The organism is Marinobacterium ramblicola, assembly GCF_019084545.1.
GTDB lineage: Bacteria > Pseudomonadota > Gammaproteobacteria > Pseudomonadales > Balneatricaceae > Marinobacterium_D > Marinobacterium_D ramblicola.
This window is the reverse complement of the sequence record NZ_JAHREP010000006.1, coordinates 128967-147090: the sequence shown is the minus strand read 5'-3', so window position 1 is coordinate 147090 and position 18124 is coordinate 128967. Positions and strand designations below refer to the sequence as shown.

Annotated in this window: 15 protein-coding genes; 13 read left to right on the top strand and 2 right to left on the bottom strand. The window is 60.1% G+C overall.

The annotated features are described in order from the left end of the window. Position 1: 1 nt before the first annotated feature. The 5 genes from KQ940_RS06360 to KQ940_RS06340 all read left to right on the top strand — a co-directional run bounded on the left by KQ940_RS06360 (position 2) and on the right by KQ940_RS06340 (position 6053). Positions 2–829, top strand: a complete 828-nt coding sequence (locus KQ940_RS06360) for a carbohydrate ABC transporter permease (protein WP_217412593.1) — start codon at positions 2–4, stop codon at positions 827–829. A 30-nt stretch (positions 830–859) separates the two neighbouring features. Beyond that, positions 860–1960 carry an ABC transporter ATP-binding protein gene (locus KQ940_RS06355; RefSeq protein ID WP_217412592.1) on the top strand — a complete coding sequence of 367 codons (1101 nt, stop codon included), beginning with the start codon at positions 860–862 and terminating at the stop codon, positions 1958–1960. 25 nt (positions 1961–1985) lie between these two features. Then, complete coding sequence (locus tag KQ940_RS06350; RefSeq protein ID WP_217412591.1) at positions 1986–3110, top strand: Gfo/Idh/MocA family protein; 1125 nt, start codon at positions 1986–1988, stop codon at positions 3108–3110. Between the two features lie 113 nt (positions 3111–3223). After that, entirely contained in the window at positions 3224–4813 is a 1590-nt protein-coding gene (locus KQ940_RS06345) for an alpha-amylase family glycosyl hydrolase (protein WP_217412590.1), read from the top strand. 256 nt (positions 4814–5069) lie between these two features. Beyond that, a complete protein-coding gene (locus KQ940_RS06340) occupies positions 5070–6053 on the top strand; it encodes a glucokinase (RefSeq protein ID WP_217412589.1) in 984 nt (327 codons plus the stop codon). 80 nt (positions 6054–6133) lie between these two features. Here KQ940_RS06340 and KQ940_RS06335 read toward each other — a convergent pair whose 3' ends face one another. Then, positions 6134–7180: an oxidoreductase gene (locus tag KQ940_RS06335; protein ID WP_217412588.1), complete on the bottom strand. Its 1047-nt coding sequence runs from the start codon at positions 7178–7180 to the stop codon at positions 6134–6136. A gap of 186 nt (positions 7181–7366) precedes the next feature. On the opposite strand from KQ940_RS06335, the gene KQ940_RS06330 reads away from it, so the two are divergent. The 6 genes from KQ940_RS06330 (at position 7367) to KQ940_RS06305 (ending at position 14034) form a co-directional block, all read left to right on the top strand. Beyond that, positions 7367–8095 (top strand): response regulator, encoded by a 729-nt coding sequence (locus KQ940_RS06330; protein WP_217412587.1) that lies wholly within the window; start codon positions 7367–7369, stop codon positions 8093–8095. After that, positions 8092–9540: an ATP-binding protein gene (locus KQ940_RS06325; RefSeq protein ID WP_343222623.1), complete on the top strand. Its 1449-nt coding sequence runs from the start codon at positions 8092–8094 to the stop codon at positions 9538–9540. Before KQ940_RS06330 ends, KQ940_RS06325 begins: the two co-directional genes overlap by 4 nt. Before the next feature lie 163 nt (positions 9541–9703). Continuing rightward, complete coding sequence (locus tag KQ940_RS06320) at positions 9704–10966, top strand: ABC transporter substrate-binding protein (RefSeq protein ID WP_217412586.1); 1263 nt, start codon at positions 9704–9706, stop codon at positions 10964–10966. An 87-nt stretch (positions 10967–11053) separates the two neighbouring features. Continuing rightward, entirely contained in the window at positions 11054–12022 is a 969-nt protein-coding gene (locus tag KQ940_RS06315) for a carbohydrate ABC transporter permease (RefSeq protein WP_425515627.1), read from the top strand. Further along, positions 12015–12890 carry a carbohydrate ABC transporter permease gene (locus tag KQ940_RS06310; protein WP_217412585.1) on the top strand — a complete coding sequence of 292 codons (876 nt, stop codon included), beginning with the start codon at positions 12015–12017 and terminating at the stop codon, positions 12888–12890. Before KQ940_RS06315 ends, KQ940_RS06310 begins: the two co-directional genes overlap by 8 nt. A gap of 28 nt (positions 12891–12918) precedes the next feature. After that, the gene (locus KQ940_RS06305) at positions 12919–14034 is read left to right on the top strand and encodes an ABC transporter ATP-binding protein (RefSeq protein WP_217412584.1); all 1116 of its coding nucleotides are present in this window, start codon (positions 12919–12921) and stop codon (positions 14032–14034) included. 132 nt (positions 14035–14166) lie between these two features. Here KQ940_RS06305 and KQ940_RS06300 read toward each other — a convergent pair whose 3' ends face one another. Beyond that, positions 14167–14703: a GNAT family N-acetyltransferase gene (locus KQ940_RS06300; RefSeq protein WP_217412583.1), complete on the bottom strand. Its 537-nt coding sequence runs from the start codon at positions 14701–14703 to the stop codon at positions 14167–14169. 282 nt (positions 14704–14985) lie between these two features. On the opposite strand from KQ940_RS06300, the gene KQ940_RS06295 reads away from it, so the two are divergent. Both KQ940_RS06295 and KQ940_RS06290 read left to right on the top strand, forming a co-directional pair. Beyond that, on the top strand, positions 14986–15879 hold the full coding sequence (locus tag KQ940_RS06295; RefSeq protein WP_217412582.1) for a bifunctional transcriptional activator/DNA repair enzyme AdaA: 894 nt from the start codon (positions 14986–14988) through the stop codon (positions 15877–15879). 67 nt (positions 15880–15946) lie between these two features. Further along, entirely contained in the window at positions 15947–18121 is a 2175-nt protein-coding gene (locus KQ940_RS06290) for a sodium:solute symporter family protein (protein WP_217412581.1), read from the top strand. Positions 18122–18124 lie beyond the last annotated feature (3 nt).

Sequence of the window (18124 nt, the reverse complement as noted above, 5' to 3'; positions counted from 1 at the left end):
TATGAAAGCGCTCAAACGACGTACAGGTCAGGTGCTGTTCGCCCTCGCGGTGCTGGCGCTGCTGATCTACACCATCTTCCCGTTCTATATCGCCATCCTGACCTCGTTGCAGGGCGGTGAAGGGTCGTTCTACCTGCTCCAGGATTTCGATTTCAGCAACTATGTCTCGGTGTTTCGCGAACAGCCGTTCTTCCTCAATATTCTGAACTCGGCGCTGGTCTCCTTCGGCACCGTGGCGATTTCGCTGCTGATCGCGGTGACCGCGTCCTACGCCCTGGCCCGAGTCCATTTTCGTGGCCGCACCACGTTGCTGCTGACCGTGCTTGGCGTATCGATGTTTCCGCAAGTAGCCGTGCTGTCCGGCATGTTCGAACTGGTGCGCCTGCTCGGGCTGTACAACAACCTGGGCAGCCTGGTGCTCTCCTACACGGTATTTTCGCTGCCGTTCTCGGTCTGGATCCTGACCACGTTCATGCGCGGCATTCCGAAGGACCTGGAGGAGGCCGCGATCGTCGACGGCGCCACGCCCTGGCAGATCATCACCCGGATCTTCATGCCGGTACTCTGGCCGGCACTGGTGACCACCGGACTGTTGGCGTTTATCGGCGCCTGGAACGAGTTCATGTTCGCGATCACCTTCATCCTCAGCAACGAGCAGCGCACGGTGCCGGTGGCGATCTCGATGATCTCCGGCGGCTCACAGTACGAGATGCCTTGGGGGCCGATCATGGCGGCGTCGGTGATCGTTACCGTACCGCTGATCCTGCTGGTGCTGGTGTTCCAGCGCAAGATCGTCGAGGGGCTGACCGCCGGTGCCGTTAAGGGCTGATCGCCTGACAACAATAAGAGAGTAATCACTATGTCCAGTATCGAATTCGTCAAACTAGAAAAAGTCTACAAGGGCCTGAGCGACTTCTGCGCCGTTAAGGGTGTGGACCTGCAGATCAACGAGGGGGAGTTCGTGGTGTTCGTCGGCCCCTCCGGCTGCGGCAAGTCGACACTGCTGAGGATGATCGCCGGTCTCGAGGATATCAGTGGCGGCGAGCTCTATTTCGGCGACCGCTGTGTCAACGACCTGTCGCCGAAGGAGCGCGGCATCGGCATGGTGTTCCAGTCCTATGCGCTCTATCCGCACATGAGCGTGTTCGACAACATGGCGTTCGGTCTGACCTTGGAAAAAGGCAGTCGCGAGACGATCAAGGAGAAGGTGGAGGAGGTTGCCCGCATCCTGCAGATCGACCATCTGCTCGATCGCAAGCCCAAGGCGCTTTCCGGTGGTCAGCGTCAGCGTGTTGCCATCGGCCGTGCCATCGTGCGTCAGCCCAACGTGTTCCTGTTCGACGAGCCGCTCTCCAACCTGGATGCGTCACTGCGCGTACAGATGCGGATCGAGATCACCAAGCTGCATCAGCGACTGAAGACCACCTCGATCTACGTCACCCATGACCAGGTCGAGGCGATGACCATGGCGGACAAGATCGTGGTGCTGAACCAGGGCCGGATCATGCAGGTGGGCAGCCCGCTGCAGATCTACAACGAGCCGGCCAACACCTTCGTCGCCGGATTCATGGGTTCGCCGACCATGAACTTTATCGACGTCGAGGCGATGGATGAGCAATTGAGTCTGCGTACCGGACAGGCCAACCGCCGCTTCCTGATGCCGTTCCGCCATAGCGGACCGGCGACGCTGGGCATCCGTCCGGAACATATCGAGCTGCAGCCACAAGCCGATGCAATCCCGGTGGAAACCCGCATCAGTGTGGTGGAGCACCTGGGCAACGAAACCCTGCTCTATCTCGCCACCGACCTGTGCGAGCAGCCGCTGGTGGTCGCGGTGTCGGGCGAGATGGCGCCGGAGATCGGCAGCGAGCTGACGATCTACCTGCCGCTCGAGCGTAGCCACCTGTTTGATGCGCAGGGTGATGCCGTTAAGCGCCAAGGCAGCGCGAGTGTCAACTGAGCCAGGTGAGAGTGGAGTAGAGACTATGGCAGAGACAATTCGCTGGGGCATGGTCGGCGGCGGCATCGGTGGCTTTATCGGTGAGGTACACCGGATGGCGGCCCGCCTCGACGGCGGCTTTGTGCTGCAGGCCGGCTGCTTCTCCTCCGATATGGAGCGCAACCGCCTGTCCGGTATTGAGCTGGGTATCGCTCCCGGGCGCACCTACGACAGTTTCGAGGAGATGGCGGTGCGCGAGGCCGCACGCAGCGACGGCATTCGGGCGGTGTCCATCGTGACCCCCAACCATCTGCACTTTGCCGCCGCCAAGGCGTTTCTTGAGGCCGGTATCGATGTGATCTGCGACAAGCCGCTGACCACCACGCTGGCCGAAGCGAAAGTTCTGGCGCAGATCGCGCAGGAGCGCGACCGGCTGCTGGCGGCGACCTACAACTACACCGGCAACGCCATGATCCGCTGGGCGCGGCAACTGGTGAGCGAGGGGGCATTGGGTTCACTGCGCCTGGTACAGGTGGAGTATGCACAGGACTGGCTGGCCCGCGATATCGAGCAGCAGGGGCAGAAGCAGGCGGCCTGGCGGACCAACCCCGAGCTGGCCGGGCGGGCGGGATGCCTCGGCGATATCGGTGTGCACGCCTACAACCTGGCGCGCTTCGTTACCGGGCGTAGCGCCGGTCGGGTACAGGCCGACCTGACCCGCTTCGTGCCCGGCCGACAGGTGGATGACAACGCCCAGGTGATGCTCGACTTCGGCGACGGGCTGCGCGGTGCGCTCTGGGCGTCGCAGGTGGCGGTGGGCAGCGAGAACACGCTGCGTCTACGTCTCTATGGCGAGAACGCAAGCCTGGCCTGGGAGCAGGAGCACCCGAACCAGCTGCAGTTCACCCGCTTCGGCGAACCTCCCCAGGTGTTCAGCCGCAACAGCGCCGGCTACCCCGCTGCCCTGCAGCACCTCTGCCGTGTACCGGCCGGGCACCCGGAAGGGTATCTGGAGGCGTTTGCCAACATCTACGGAGAAATTCGAGCCGCCCTGCAAACCGGCAGCGGCGACTATCCGGGAGTCGATGTCGCGGTGGCCGATCTGGCCTTTATCGAAGCCTGTCTGGAGTCGGACGAGGCGGAGAACCGCTGGCGCCCTGTGCCGCAGTAACCAAGCAGCAACAGCCAACAAAACAGATTCATTAACATCCCGTCTTCCTATGCAGGGGAGATGGCAGGGGAGTTATTTGCCCTCTGTCCGGAATTTTACCTTGAGGTTTGAACATGACAGCAATAGATAACGACTGGTGGAAAGGTTCGGTAACGTATCAGATCTACCCGCGCTCCTATCAGGACAGCAACGGCGACGGTATCGGCGATCTGCCGGGCATCACCGCGCGTCTGCCCTATATTGCCGATCTCGGCGTCGATGCGATCTGGCTGTCGCCGATCTTCACCTCGCCGATGGCGGACATGGGTTACGACGTCTCCGACTACACCGATATCGATCCGTTGTTCGGCACGCTGGAGGATTTCGATGCCATGGTCGCTCGCGCCCATGAGCTCGGCCTCAAGGTGATCATCGACCAGGTACTGTCGCACTCCAGCGACCGGCATCCGTTCTTCCAGGAGAGCCGGATGAGCCGCGACAATCCGAAGGCGGACTGGTATGTCTGGGCCGATCCGAACCTGGATGGCACGCCGCCCAACAACTGGCAGGCGCTGTTCGGCGGCGGTGCCTGGCAGTGGGAGCCGCGGCGGCAGCAGTACTACCTGCACAACTTCCTCAAGGAGCAGCCGGACTTCAACTTCCACAACCCGGCGGTGCAGGAGTGGCTGCTCGGTACCATGCGTTTCTGGCTTGAACGCGGCGTCGACGGCTTCCGTCTCGACACGGTGAACTTCTACTTCCACGATGCGCTGCTGCGTAGCGATCCGCCAGACTATCGCAAGAAGGAGAAGCGCGACTGGCATCCTTACCACATGCAGTACCACCTGTTCTCGAAGAACCAGCCGGAAAACCTGGAGTTCCTGCAGCGGATGCGTGCACTGCTGGACCAATACGACGCCCGTACCCTGGTCGGAGAGGTGGGCGAGAGCCACCATGCAGTCGAGATGATGGGGCAGTACACCTCGGGCAAGCGCCTGCACATGGCGTACTCGTTCGAGATGCTGGGGCCCAAATTCAGCGCGCGCCATTTCCGCGACCAGATCGAAACCTTCTTCAGCCAGGCGCCTGATGGCTGGCCCTGCTGGGCGTTCTCCAACCATGATGTGGTGCGCCATGTCAGCCGTTGGCGGGATCAAGCGGTCAGTGAACCCGCGCTGGCGAAACAGGCCTGCGCACTGCTGCTGTCGATGCAGGGCTCGATCTGCATCTACCAGGGTGAGGAGTTGGGCCAGACCGATATCGAGCTCGAGTATCACGAACTGACCGATGTTCAGGGCATTGCATTCTGGCCGGAAGACAAGGGGCGCGATGGTTGCCGTACACCGATGGTATGGCAGCACGATGCGCCCTACGCCGGGTTCAGCGACACCGCACCCTGGTTGCCGGTCAAGGCACCGCAGGCAGCCTATGCCGTGGATACCCAGCTCGATGTCGAGAACTCGGTGCTGGAGTTCTACCGCCAGATGCTGCATCTGCGTCGCGATCATGAAGTGCTGCGCACCGGGACGACGGCGTTTCAGGATACGGAGGAGCCGTTGCTATCGTTTGTTCGCGGCGGCGAGATCCGTTGTATCTTCAACCTGTCGTCCGAACCGCAGCAGATCGAGTGCGAGCAGGGGAGTGTGCTGATCAGTGAGGGCGCCGAACTGGTCCCGGGCCTGGTCAAGCTAGCGGGTAATGGCTTCGCGCTACTGAAACTCTGAATGGAGAGAGCCGGGTTCCCACCCGGAGTTTTGGGGCCGAGTTGTGCGGCCCCTTTTTTGTTCGCGGTGCCAAGATTCACTCAACATGAGAGGAGGTATCGTTACGTTGACGGAGGTAGACGCCTGGGGATCGATACAGTTTTTACATGACATTACGTAATTTTATTACATATAATGGCGCATCAGACGCGGTTGATGTTCCTGGTTCAGGTGGGTGACGCTCTCCACCGGCCGCTGTTTTGGCGAGGAGATTTCAATGAGTTCCGGGCAGAAGGGTCGCTACGCATTGGTAGCGGATATTGGTGGCACCAACGCACGTTTCGCACTGGTGGCGCCGGGACAGCTGCAGCCAGAGCAGCAGATCACCCTGGCGGTGGATGATTTCGGCACCATCGATTCGGCTATCCGTGCCTATCTCGAGCAGGTTGGCATCGGTGAGGGAGAGGCACCGTGTGAAGCCTGTCTGGCGATCGCCTGTCCGACCAGCCGTGACCGGATCAGCATGACCAACAACGGCTGGGTGTTCTCCCGTAGCGAGCTTCAGCATGCACTCGGCCTGGTGCAACTGCAGGTGATCAACGACTACGCCGCCCAGGCCTATGCCGCGCCACACCTCAAGCCCGATGAGCTGTTCCGGGTCGGCGGCGGCGAAGCACTGACTGGCCATCCGATCGCGCTTGTCGGGCCCGGGACCGGTTTGGGGGTGGGGGGACTGATCTTCGATCGTGATGGTCAGGTGGCGCTGGTAACCGAAGGCGGTCACGTGGATTTCGCGCCGACCACCGAACTCGAGATCGATATCCTGCGTTACCTGCTGCGCTACCACGAACATGTGTCGGTGGAGCGACTGCTTTCAGGCATGGGGCTGACCAACCTGCATAAGGCGTTGTGCGATATTCGCGGGGTTGCGGGCGGGCCGCTGACACCGGCGCAAATCAGTGCCAAGGCACTGGAGATGGGCGATAGCACCTGTCTGGAAACCCTACAGATCTTTTGCGCCATGCTGGGCAGCGTGGCCGGCAACACGGCCTTGACCCTGGGCGCCCAGGGCGGCGTGTTCATTACCGGCGGCATCGTCCCGCGGATGCTGGATCTGTTCGCCGCCAGCCAGTTCCGCGCCCGCTTCGAGGCCAAGGGGCGTTTCCGCGACTATATGGCGGCGATCCCGACCCAGGTGGTGATCGCCGAACAGCCGGGGCTGCTAGGTGCTTCGGCGGCGCTGTACCGTCACGCTTTTTAAGCCATGCCACTCACATTGAGGGGCGGCGGAGAGTTGATCGCTGGCTGGGCATTGCGCACCAGCCAGGCTTCGAGCGCCGGTCAGAGTCTGATTCGGCGCCCCTCCTCATTACTTTGCTGTGCCAGTTCGATCAGGCGGATCGTCTCCAGCGCCTGCTCCGCCGGCACCGGGTTCTGGCCACCACGCAACAGCGCATCGGCTATCCCCCGGTAATAGTGCTGGTAGCCACCGCACAGAGTTTCCACCACCTCAGAGCCCTGAGCATCGCTGAATTGGCCCCACTGCTCGGGCGTCTCTTTCGCCCACTCATCCCGGTCCGGGCGAACCCCGGCCAGCAAACGATCCTCCTGCGGATCCAGCCCCTGCTTGCGGTAGCTGCCGCCGCTGCCCTCGATATGGAATCTCAGGTTCGGCGAGGCGCAGTAGGGGCTGGAGTTGAGAACCACCTCGAGCTGCGGGTAGTGCAGCTGTACGTGAAAGTAGTCGGTGACTTCGCACTGTTCACGCAGGCAGGCAAGCCGAGCGGTGATCGCCTGCGGCGAACCGAACAGCTGCAGCGCCTGATCCAGCAGATGTGGGCCCAGATCATACCAGATGCCGCTGCCGCGCCCGGGCTGCTCCCGCCAGCGTTCACGCGGCAGGGGGCGGAAGCGGTCGAAACGGGATTCCAATAGACGGACCTGGCCCAATCGGCCGGAGGCGATCAGCGACTTGAGGGTCAGGAAATCGCCGTCCCAGCGTCGGTTCTGAAAGACCGACAGCAAGCGTCCACGCGCCTGGGCGAGGTCGATCAGGGTCTGCCCCTCCTTGCTGGAGCAGACGAACGGCTTGTCGATCACCACATCCTTGCCCAACTCCAACGCCTGGCGCGCCAGGGCGTAGTGGCTGTCGTTTGGTGTCGTGATGATAACCAGCTGCGCCTCGTCTTCGGCCAGCAGGCTCTGCGCATCGCGATACCGGCTTACGCTGTCGTCGATCAGATGCAGGTTATCGTTGCGGCTGGTACTGACCGCGCTCAGCCGAAAGTCGGGCAGAGCCTGCAGAAAGGGCAGGTGAAACACGCGGGCGGAAAAACCAAATCCGATCAGGGCTGTGGGAATGGGGGAGGGGCTGGCGGTAGTATGCATGGACAGGCTCCGGTACGGGCAAGGCGTTGAATGCTGAATGTTGTAAACTTACATTATTTTGTTACATTCTGCATGGGTTAACGGGAAGAAGAATAAAAACCGCTGATGAGCCAGAATAATAAAAACTCAGTACAGGCGTTCGCTTCACCCCTGGCGCGAAGGGGAGAGACGCGACGCGGAGAGAACATGCCCCAGAGCGAAAAGAGTAAACAGATACTGGTGGTCGACGACGATCAGCAGATACGCGAGTTGCTGGAGTCCTATCTGCAGCGAAACGGCTATTCCGTGCTGACGCTGGCGGATGGCAGTGAACTGATGGCGCTGTTGCATTCAGGTCAGGCTATCGACCTTATCGTGCTCGATCTGATGATGCCGGGTGAGGATGGCTTCTCGCTCTGCAGGCGTATCCGTGCCGAATCTGAGCTGCCGATCATCATGCTGACCGCCTCGGCTGAGGAGACCGACCGCATCGTCGGTCTGGAGATGGGCGCCGACGACTATGTGGCCAAGCCCTTCAGCCCCCGCGAGTTGCTGGCGCGGATCAAGGCGGTGCTAAGGCGGGCGCACGCAGCGCCGGAATCGGCCAACAGTCCGCGCTTTTTCTGCTTTGCCGGTTGGCGGTTGGACAGGGTCAATCGTGATCTGATCGATCCCGCCGGGGTGGTCAAGCCACTCAGCGGCGCCGATTTCAACCTGCTGCAGCTGTTCCTCGAACACCCCAACCAGGTGCTGAGCAGGGATGACCTGCTGAACCTGACCCGCGGGCGCGATGCCTCGCCCTACGATCGCAGTATCGATGTGCAGCTCAGCCGGCTGCGCCAGCGCCTTGGTGATGACGGTAAAGACCCGCATATCATCAAGACCGTGCGCGGGGCGGGCTACGTGCTGGCAGTCGAAGTGGAGCGCCTGACGTGAGCCCTGTCCGCGCGTTGATTCCCGGCTCGCTGCTCAAACGCATGCTGCTGGTGATGGTGCTCGGCGTGCTATTGGCCCAGGTGATCAGCAACCTGATCTGGGTGCAGCAGATCAGCCGCGACAAGCGCGAAGTGGCGGCGCGTATGGCGGAAGACCTGGCCGAAGGCGTCTCATCCACGGTGACCTTTTTCCGCGCCCTGCCCAGCGAATACCGCCATCTGGTGCTGTCCCAATTGCGCGATATGGGCGGCACCCGCTTTTTCGTATCGCTCAACCGCGAGGTGATCGAGATCACCGATATCGAGGACTCAGCGCTTAAACAGCTGGTGCTGGAACGCTTTACCCAAGGGCTGCGCAAAAAACTGGGCAGCGCTCCCGAGATCCTGGTCAGCTTCTCGCAGCCGGAAAACCTGCATGTATTCAATAACCACACGCTGCTGCTCGACCTGCCGCCGCGCTGGTCACAGCAGAGCCTGATCTACGACAGCCAGTCGCCGCCCATCCTCGTGGCGCAGGTCGGTATGGGCGATGGCGAGTGGATCTATCTGGCCGCGCTGCTGCCCAAGCCGGATCTGCTGGTGAAGAGCGATTACCTGCCGATGGACCGATTGCTGTTCCTGGCCCTGCTGCTCGCTATTCTGTTGCTGCTGGGCGGCGCGATCGTGCGCTGGCTGACCCGCCCGCTGGCGCAGCTGGCCGCTGCCGCCGAACAGTTGGGACTGGGGCTGGAGCGGGAGCCGATCCCGGAGCAGGGGCCGTTGGAGATCAAGGCCACCGCCCAGGCGTTCAACCGTATGCAGGAGCGGATCCAGCGCTTCATCGAGGATCGGGAGCGGCTGTTCTCGGCGATCTCCCACGACCTGAAAACACCGATCACCCGGCTCAGACTGCGGGCGGAGATGCTGGACGATCCAAGGGATCGCGATACCTTCGGTCGCGATCTCGAGGAGCTGGAGCAGATGGTCAAGGGCGCGCTGGAGTGCTCGCGCGGCACCGATATCCATGAACCGCTGCAACCGGTGGATATCCTCGCCCTGCTGGAATCGTTGCAGGGGGATGCGCAGGAACTGGGACGGGAGATGACGCTGCAGGGGGAGGCCGGACCAGCGCTGTCAGCTCGCCCATTGGCGCTGAAGCGGGCGCTGCGCAACCTGATCGACAACGCCCTGTTCTACGGCGGTGGCGCCGAGGTCTGGGTCGACAACAGTGATCAGCAGGTGAGTATCCGCATCTGCGACCGCGGTCCAGGTGTGCCGGAGGAGATGCTCGATCAGCTGTTCGAGCCCTATTTCCGCGTCGAGCAATCGCGCAGCCGCAATACCGGCGGCACCGGACTGGGGTTGGGCATTGCGCGCAATATCATCCATGCCCATGGCGGTGAACTGTCACTGGCCAACCGGGAAGGCGGCGGTCTGGAGGTGCAGGTAACGCTGCCGCGCCATTAATCCCTCGGCGTTCCGTCTTTATCGGGACGCGCGCCTTCGTAACACTTTGTTACACTTCCTTTCTGCCGGTAACCCTAAGCCTGAAAGCCGCGTGCTTTAATCAATCTGCTCCCCAATGGGAGATCAAACAAATGCCTGAATAAAAAATATAAGGGTTAGGCCAATGTTGACCACTTTCGCAAAGCGTACCATCCTCGCTACCGCTATCTCCGGCATGCTCAGCACAGCAGCTTTCGCCGGCAGCGTTGAAGTTCTCCACTACTGGACCTCCGGCGGCGAAGCCAAATCTGCTGCCGTGCTCAAGGATCTACTGGAGAAAGAGGGGCATGAATGGAAAGATTTTGCCGTTGCCGGTGGCGGCGGTGAGAGCGCCATGACCGTCCTCAAATCCCGTGCCGTATCCGGCAACCCGCCCAGCGCCGCCCAGATCAAGGGACCCGATATCCAGGAGTGGGCCGATCTCGGCTTCCTCACCGAACTCGACAATGTCGCCGGCAAGAACAACTGGGATCAGCAACTGCCGGCGGTGGTGGCCGATGTCATGAAGTACGACGGCCATTATGTTGCCGTACCGGTAAACGTGCACCGCGTGAACTGGCTCTGGGCCAACTCCGAAGTACTGAAAAAATCCGGCATCGCCGAGGTGCCGACCAGCTGGGAAGAGCTGATTCAGGTAGCGCCGAAGATCAAGGCGGCCGGATTCATTCCGCTGGCCCACGGTGGTCAGGCCTGGCAGGATGCAACCCTGTTTGAAGCCGTGGTGCTGGGAGTCGGTGGTGCCGATTTCTACCAGAAGTCTATGGTAGAGGCCGATGCCGATGCTCTGTCCGGCGATACCATGGTCAAAGTGCTGGATACCTTCAAGCGCCTGCGTCCGCTGATCGATGACGATGCCGCCGGTCGTGAGTGGAACATTGCCACTGCCATGGTTATCAACGGCAAGGCTGCCATGCAGGTGATGGGTGACTGGGCCAAGGGCGAGTTCACCGCCGCCGGCAAAACACCGGGCAAGGACTACATCTGCGCACCGGCGCCGGGTACCCAGAACGCCTTTACCTTCAACGTCGACAGCTTCGCCATGTTCGAGGTCAGCAACGATGAGGACAAGCAGGCCCAGGCCGACCTGGCCCGCCTGATTCTTGAGCCGACCTTCCAGGAGACCTTCAACCTGAACAAGGGCTCCATTCCGGTGCGCACCGACCTGCCGATGGACAACTTCGACAGCTGCGCGAAGATGTCGATGAACGACTTCATCAACACCTCCAAGCAGGGTGGCCTGGTGCCGAGCATGGCCCACGGCATGGCGGTTCCGTCAGCGGTGCAGGGTGCGATCTACGACACCGTAACCAACTTTTTCAACAGCGACGATATGACGCCGGAACAGGCGGCCGAAAGACTGGCCAAGGCTGTTCGCGCGGCGATCTGAATCCACCTCTCTCTAATCTGATCTGACAGGCACAGGGGTATCGTTTCGGCGATACCCCTCCCAAAACTCGCCTGAAGGCTGCTGATCATGACTGCTCACAATATGACACAACCCACTGCGAGTCCGGCACTGCCGGATGGCGCCACCAGCGCCGCAGCACCGGCCCGTCGAAAGTCGAGCTGCGGCGATCGGGTACAGCGTCTGCTGCCCAAGCTGGTGCTGGGCCCGACGATGGTGACCACGCTGCTGTTTATCTACGGTTACGTGATCTGGACCGGCGTGCTGTCGCTGACCAAATCCAGTTTCCTGCCGAATTACACATTCGTCGGTTTTCTGCAGTATGAAAAACTGTTCGACAACGACCGCTGGGATGTCGCATCCCTCAATATCCTGATCTTCGGCGGCCTGTTCATCCTGATCTGTCTCGCTATCGGCGTGCTGATGGCGATTCTGCTGGACCAGAAGATCCGCAGCGAAGGCGCGATCCGTACCATTTTTCTCTATCCGATGGCGCTCTCCTTCATCGTCACCGGTACCGCCTGGAAATGGATTCTTAACCCCGGCCTGGGGTTGGAAAAGTTAATGCACGATTGGGGCTTTGAGAGCTTCACCTTCGACTGGCTGGTGGACCCGGATATGGCGATCTACACCCTGGTGATCGCGGCCGTATGGCAATCCTCGGGCTTCGTCATGGCGCTGTTCCTGGCCGGTCTGCGCGGCGTCGACAACTCCATCGTCAAGGCGGCGCAGCTCGATGGCGCCAGCATGCCGACCATCTACCGGCGCATCATCCTGCCCCATCTGCGTCCGGTGTTCTTCAGCGCCTTCATCATCCTGTCGCATATCGCCATCAAGAGCTTCGACCTGGTCATGGCGCTGACCGGCGGCGGCCCCGGCTACTCTACCGATCTGCCCGCCACCTTCATGTACACCACCGCCTTCAGCCGTGGCCAGCTGGCGCTGGGTTCGGCCAGTGCGATGCTGATGCTGGGTGTGGTGCTGGCGATCCTGATCCCCTATCTCTACTCCGAGCTGCGAGGTAAGAACCATGGCTGAGCTGACTCTGAATAAGCCGCGCTTCACTCTGGGGCGAGTGTTCGTCTACGCCACGCTGCTGGTCGGTGTGCTGTTCTACCTGATGCCGCTGCTGGTGATGCTGCTGACCTCGTTCAAGAGCATGGACGATATCCGCAGCGGCAACCTGCTGGCGCTGCCGGACGTGTTCCTGTTCGATGCCTGGATCAAGGCCTGGAGCTCCGCCTGCACCGGCGTCGCCTGTGAAGGCGTGAAGGGCTACTTCTGGAACTCGATCCTGATCACAGTGCCGGCGGTACTGATCTCCACCTTCCTCGGTGCGCTGAACGGCTATGTGCTGACCAAGTGGAAATTCCGCGGTTCGGATCTGTTCTTCGGCCTGATGCTGTTCGGCTGCTTCATCCCGTTTCAGGTGGTGATCCTGCCGATGGCGCAGACCCTGGGCTGGATGGGCTTGGCCAATACCATTCCGGGACTGGTGTTCGTACACATTGTCTACGGCATGTCATTTACCACGCTGTTTTTCCGTAACTTCTATGTCGCGGTACCGACCGAACTGATCAATGCCGCGCGCATCGATGGCGCCGGGTTCTTCACCATCTTCTGGCGCATCATCCTGCCACTGTCCGGGCCGATCTTCGTGGTCTGCATCATCTGGCAGTTCACCCAGGTGTGGAACGACTTCCTGTTCGGCGTGGTGTATTCCGGTGGCGATACCAAGCCGATCACGGTGGCGCTGAACAACCTGGTCAACACCTCCACCGGGGTCAAGGAGTACAACGTGGATATGGCGGCGGCGATGATCGCGGCACTACCGACGCTGGTCGTCTACGTCCTGGCCGGCAAGTATTTCGTACGCGGGTTGACCGCTGGTGCCGTTAAAGGCTGAGCCAATAAAAGAATTAAAGGTAAAGATTATGGCAGCTCTGGATATTCAAAACGTCAAGAAAACCTTCGGTAATGTGGATGTGCTCAAGGGGATCAACCTGAGCATCAAGGATGGCGAGTTCCTGATTCTGGTCGGTCCCTCCGGCTGCGGCAAATCCACGCTGATGAACTCCATCGCGGGGCTGGAGGAGGTCACCTCCGGCGATATCTGCATCGGCGGCGGTGCGGTAACCCATCTGCCGCCGAAGGATCGCGATATCGCTATGGTGTTCCAGTCCTACGCCCTGTACCCGAGCATGAGCGTGCGCGACAACATCGCCTTCGCGCTGGAGATCCGTAAGGTACCCAAGGCGGAGCGGATGGCGGAGGTAGAGCGCGTCGCCGACCTGCTGCAGATCAGTCACTTGCTGGACCGCAAGCCATCGCAGCTCTCCGGTGGTCAGCGTCAGCGCGTAGCAATGGGGCGTGCGCTGGCGCGGCAGCCGAAGATCTACCTGTTCGACGAGCCGCTCAGTAACCTGGATGCCAAGCTGCGTGTGGAGATGCGTACCGAGATCAAGAAGCTGCACCAGCGGCTGAAGACCACCATCGTCTACGTCACCCACGACCAGATCGAAGCGATGACTCTGGCCGATCGCATCGCGGTGATGAAGGATGGCATCGTGCAGCAGTTCGGTACGCCGCAGGAGATCTACGACAACCCGGCCAACATGTTTGTGGCCGGCTTTATGGGCTCACCGGCGATGAACTTCCTGCGCTGCGAGCTGACCTGTGGCGACGGCCGTTACGCGGTGAGGGCGACCACCAGAGATGGAAGGGAATATGCGCTGCCGCTGGTACATGCCGATTCGCGCCTGCAATCCTGGGTCGGCAGGGAAGTGGTGCTCGGTATCCGCCCGGAGCTGATCACCCACGTGATTCCGCACAAGGCCGATGCCGACAGCGTTGCGCGTTTCAGTGCGCGGGTCGAAGTGGCCGAGCCCACCGGGCCGGACACCCTGGTACTGGTGGAGCTGAACGGCCAGGAGGTGGACTGCCGCGTCGACCCACGCGAGCAGGCGCCGGTGGGCACCGATATGGAGTTCATGGTCGATATGTCCAAGGCGGTGCTGTTCGATCCGGAGACGGAGCAGAGGTTGCTCTGAACCATCACATCTCTATTTATGTGAAACGCCGTCTCATAACCGTGAAACGGCGTTTCATGCAGGATGAAATAGCTGGAAACAAGAAGTCTGCATAGTTAACGGGTGGCACGGTCACTTGTTAAGTTCATGTGCTTACCAGTAAGCCGGGTTATTGAATTCCTTAACACAAGTTGGCCGTTCATTGATTGTTGGAATCGACGCCCCCGTTAAGGAGCAGCCCAACCAACCTTCTGGCATTGACAGTTTTAATGGAGCCTTGATGAGACTTTCCGAGATGGGTTCAAACCCGACCTTGGAATAGAAGAAGGGATCGCCATATGTTATAGCTATTGCCACTGAACGTTTTTTCAGCTCACCCAATCCGTATTTGATTAGTTCCTGCCCAACACCTTTGCCTTGGTGTCCAGTGCTCACTGCAACGGGAGCGATCATGTAAACTTGGATGGGGTCAGGAAAACGAAGCCGAGTCAAGAAAATAGAACCAATGAGAGATTCTTCTTCATATGCCCCTATGCAGATTATTTCTTGGTCGTCGATGTTTGAGGATAACTCAGAGGCAAGGTTACCAATTAGCTTACCTTCTTGCTCTCCCTCAGACGAGGAGAATACAGATGTAAAAAGGGTTGCAACCTCTTCTTTGCTGTTTCTTTCCAGAATTCTGTAATTCATATTTTGCCCTGCTATTCTGGCTCAGTCAGCGGGAATTCAGATAATAAGTGCGACACAAAGGACCGAAAAAAGAAAGGATCATTCCTAATAGTCGCGCTCCTATATAACGTTGCGACCATTGCTCTTGATTTTCATAGTGATCATTGTTTGCTCGGCGGCCCTGATCCGTCAACGCCGGTTTTTTTGCGTAATCGCGATATAGTGTCGGCAAGAATCGGATGGATCCCCGCGGCGGTCCGGTCGATACTGGTCTCCAGTAGATCGCGATTGCGGGTAAAGGGTATGTCGAAGCAAGATACGAATCAGAGCACCGGCCGCTTGCAGAGCATGTCGGAGGTTGCCCGTCATATTGAGCGGCATGCCGATACGCGCCTGACGCTGGCCAGCTTGGCCGCCGTTGCCGGGATGTCGCCGACCGGGTTGCAGAAGACGTTCAAGGCGGTGTTCGGGATATCGCCCAAAGCCTATCAGGACGCCGTTCGTCTGCGTCAGTTAAAGCGCTCATTAAAGGAGGAGGGCAGTGTTACCGAGGCGATCTATGCCGCCGGATTCGGCTCGATCAGCCGCGTCTATGGCGAAGCGGAACGCAACATGGGGATGACGCCGAAAGCTTACCGTGCCGGAGGCGAGGGCGAGCGCATCGCGTATGCCTGCCGTAATACGGCCCTGGGACCGATGCTGATGGCGGCAACGGATAGGGGAGTCTGCTGCGTGCAGTTTGGCGACGATGAAGCTCTGCTGTTGGATAAGCTCAGGCAGGAGTTCCCCAACGCCAAGCTGGTGCTGTCAGATGCGCAGCACGCGCCGGAACTGGATGCCTGGATCGACGCGCTGAACCGGCATATCAGTGACAGTGCGCCACGGCCGGATCTGCCGCTTGATATGCTCGGCACCGCATTCCAGATGAAGGTGTGGCGGTTCCTGCTGCGCATTCCACGGGGTCAGGTGCTCAGTTACACCCAATTGGCCGAAACAATAGGTCAGCCCAAGGCGGTCAGGGCGGTGGCCTCGGCCTGCGCACGCAACCGCATCGGTGTGCTGATCCCCTGTCACCGGGTGTTGCGAGGGGATGGCGGCCTGGGTGGTTATCGCTGGGGGCTGGAACGTAAGCGGGCACTGCTGGCCACAGAAAACGCGAGTGACACGGCTACCTCGCTGGAGGCTGGTTTGACCTAGTCGAGACTGCCTGTCTATAACACCTATAAGCCGTAAAAGGCATAGAAGCAGGCAGGCGATCCAAACTATGTTCAGCACCAGCCTGGTGATCGTAATCATTTCGCTGTACATGGCCTTCCTGTTTGCCGTGGCGCAGCTAGTGGAGAAGCGGCCGGGCGGCAGGTCCGCGCTTACCCCCTATATCTACGCGTTGTCACTGACGGTCTATTTCACCTCCTGGAGTTTTTACGGCAACGTCGGCTTTGCCACCGAATCCGGCTTGATCTATCTGGGTACAGAGTTCGGTTCGGTCGCGGCGGTTCTGTTCTGGTGGTACACCGTTCGGCGCATGGTTCGCATCAAGGAAACCTACCACATCACCGACGTCGCCGACTTTATCTCGGTGCGCTACAGCCGCTCCCAGGCGGTGGCGGCGTTGGTTACGCTGACGGCTCTGTTCGGTATCCCGCCCTATATCGCGCTACAGCTCAAATCGATCGTCAGTACCATCAGCATTATCCTGCCGGTTAGCCAGGAGGATTGGGACGGTTCAGGTCTGATGGTGATGCTGGCGATGGCGGTGTTCACGGTACTCTTCGGTGCACGCCGCCTGGACCCGACCGAGCGGCATCCAGGGGTGACGGTGGTGCTGGCGTTGCAGGGGCTGGTCAAGATCGCGGCGACCCTGGCGATCGGGATCTTCGTCGTCTATGGCCAGTATGGAGGCTTCGGCGATATTTTTGACCGCATCGACGCGGCAGGTCTTGAGCGGTTGAAGAGTGCCAGTATCCCGCAGGGCTCCGTTGCGGCCGAGTGGATAACGCTGTTTGTGATGGGGATGGTGACGGTTCAGTGTTTACCTCGACAGTTCCATCTACTGGTGGTGGAGAACTCACACGAACGGGACATCTTCAAAGCGATGCTGTTGTTTGTGGTGTTCACCGTGCTGTTCGATCTATTCGTGATCCCGATTGCCGGTGCCGGTCTGCTTCAGGGGCTGCCGCCGGAGCAGGCGGACGAATTCGTGTTGAGGCTGCCTTATGTCGCCGGGGCGGACTGGCTGACCCTGCTGGTCTTTGTCGGTGGCTTCTCGGCGGCTTCCGGTATGATCATTATCAGCACCATGACCCTGTCGACCATGGCTACCAATCACCTGCTGTTGCCGGTGATCGAAGGGGTCAATGCGCTCAGCTTTCTCCGTCACTACCTGCTGCCACTGCGCTGGCTGATGATTGTATTGATCATCATCTTCAGTTACGGCGTTGCCTGGGCTTTCAGCGGCAGTTATATGCTGGTGGCGATGGGGACCTTCTCGTTTGTGGCGGTGGTGCAGTTTGCGCCGGCGATGCTGGGCGGCATGGTGTGGCGCAGAGCAAACCGCGTCGGTGCGGTAGCCGGTCTGGGTGCCGGTCTGCTGCTCTGGTTCTACACTCTGGTAGTGCCGGCATTCATCCGTCAGGGCTGGATCGAAACGCCGATACTGGAGCAGGGACCCTGGCAGATCACCTGGCTGCATCCTGAGGCGCTATTCGGCGTCAACTCGCTGTCCCCGCTCAGTCACAGCATGTTCTGGTCGTTAGTGTTCAATATCCTGTTTTTGATCGTCGGTTCGTGGATCTACTCCCCGAGCAAGGAGGAGCGCACCAACCTGGTCGAGTTTCTGCGGACCCTGTCATCGGGTTCCCGCATGCACAAGGGGCGCCCGACAGGACTTGAGGCGTACATACCTTTCCAGCCCAAATATAAGGAGGCGGTTCGCCTGCTGTCGCGCTATCTGCCCGAGCAGCATGCGGTGCGGGAGGTCGTGCAGATCGCGGAGCTGCTGCGCACGAGCGACAAGGACAGCATCACCATCATCGAGCTGGTTGAGTTTCACCGCATGCTGGAGATGACGCTCTCCGGATCCATCGGGGCGGCCAGTGCCCACCGGGTCATCGAAACCGGTATCGGCTACAGCGAGCGGGAAAAGCGGGATCTGCAGGCGATCTACAGTCATATCGCGATGGAGTTGGGCGGGCCGAGCCTGATTGCAGAGTCGCAAGATCATCCGGCGCAGGCGGATACGCGCTACAACTTCGTCAACGAGCTGCAGCAGACGATCGAGGCTCAACAACAGCAGATCGAAGATCAGAATATCCAGCTGGAGCGGTTAAAGCAGCGGCTTGAACGCAGCGATGCGGAGCTGTTCGAGCAGCGTATCCTGGTCCAGAAGCTGACCCAGGAGATCAAGGCATCGCATGGCCAGAATGGTAGAGAAAAATAGTAA

Coding starts and splice junctions, on each gene's coding strand:
- KQ940_RS06360 (WP_217412593.1), top strand. CDS start 2: ATGAAAGCGCTCAAACGACGTACAGGTCAGGTGCTGTTCGCCCTCGCG.
- KQ940_RS06310 (WP_217412585.1), top strand. CDS start 12,015: ATGGCTGAGCTGACTCTGAATAAGCCGCGCTTCACTCTGGGGCGAGTG.
- KQ940_RS06300 (WP_217412583.1), bottom strand. CDS start 14,703: ATGAATTACAGAATTCTGGAAAGAAACAGCAAAGAAGAGGTTGCAACC.
- KQ940_RS06345 (WP_217412590.1), top strand. CDS start 3,224: ATGACAGCAATAGATAACGACTGGTGGAAAGGTTCGGTAACGTATCAG.
- KQ940_RS06315 (WP_425515627.1), top strand. CDS start 11,054: ATGACTGCTCACAATATGACACAACCCACTGCGAGTCCGGCACTGCCG.
- KQ940_RS06295 (WP_217412582.1), top strand. CDS start 14,986: ATGTCGAAGCAAGATACGAATCAGAGCACCGGCCGCTTGCAGAGCATG.
- KQ940_RS06305 (WP_217412584.1), top strand. CDS start 12,919: ATGGCAGCTCTGGATATTCAAAACGTCAAGAAAACCTTCGGTAATGTG.
- KQ940_RS06330 (WP_217412587.1), top strand. CDS start 7,367: ATGCCCCAGAGCGAAAAGAGTAAACAGATACTGGTGGTCGACGACGAT.
- KQ940_RS06320 (WP_217412586.1), top strand. CDS start 9,704: ATGTTGACCACTTTCGCAAAGCGTACCATCCTCGCTACCGCTATCTCC.
- KQ940_RS06350 (WP_217412591.1), top strand. CDS start 1,986: ATGGCAGAGACAATTCGCTGGGGCATGGTCGGCGGCGGCATCGGTGGC.
- KQ940_RS06290 (WP_217412581.1), top strand. CDS start 15,947: ATGTTCAGCACCAGCCTGGTGATCGTAATCATTTCGCTGTACATGGCC.
- KQ940_RS06355 (WP_217412592.1), top strand. CDS start 860: ATGTCCAGTATCGAATTCGTCAAACTAGAAAAAGTCTACAAGGGCCTG.
- KQ940_RS06335 (WP_217412588.1), bottom strand. CDS start 7,180: ATGCATACTACCGCCAGCCCCTCCCCCATTCCCACAGCCCTGATCGGA.
- KQ940_RS06340 (WP_217412589.1), top strand. CDS start 5,070: ATGAGTTCCGGGCAGAAGGGTCGCTACGCATTGGTAGCGGATATTGGT.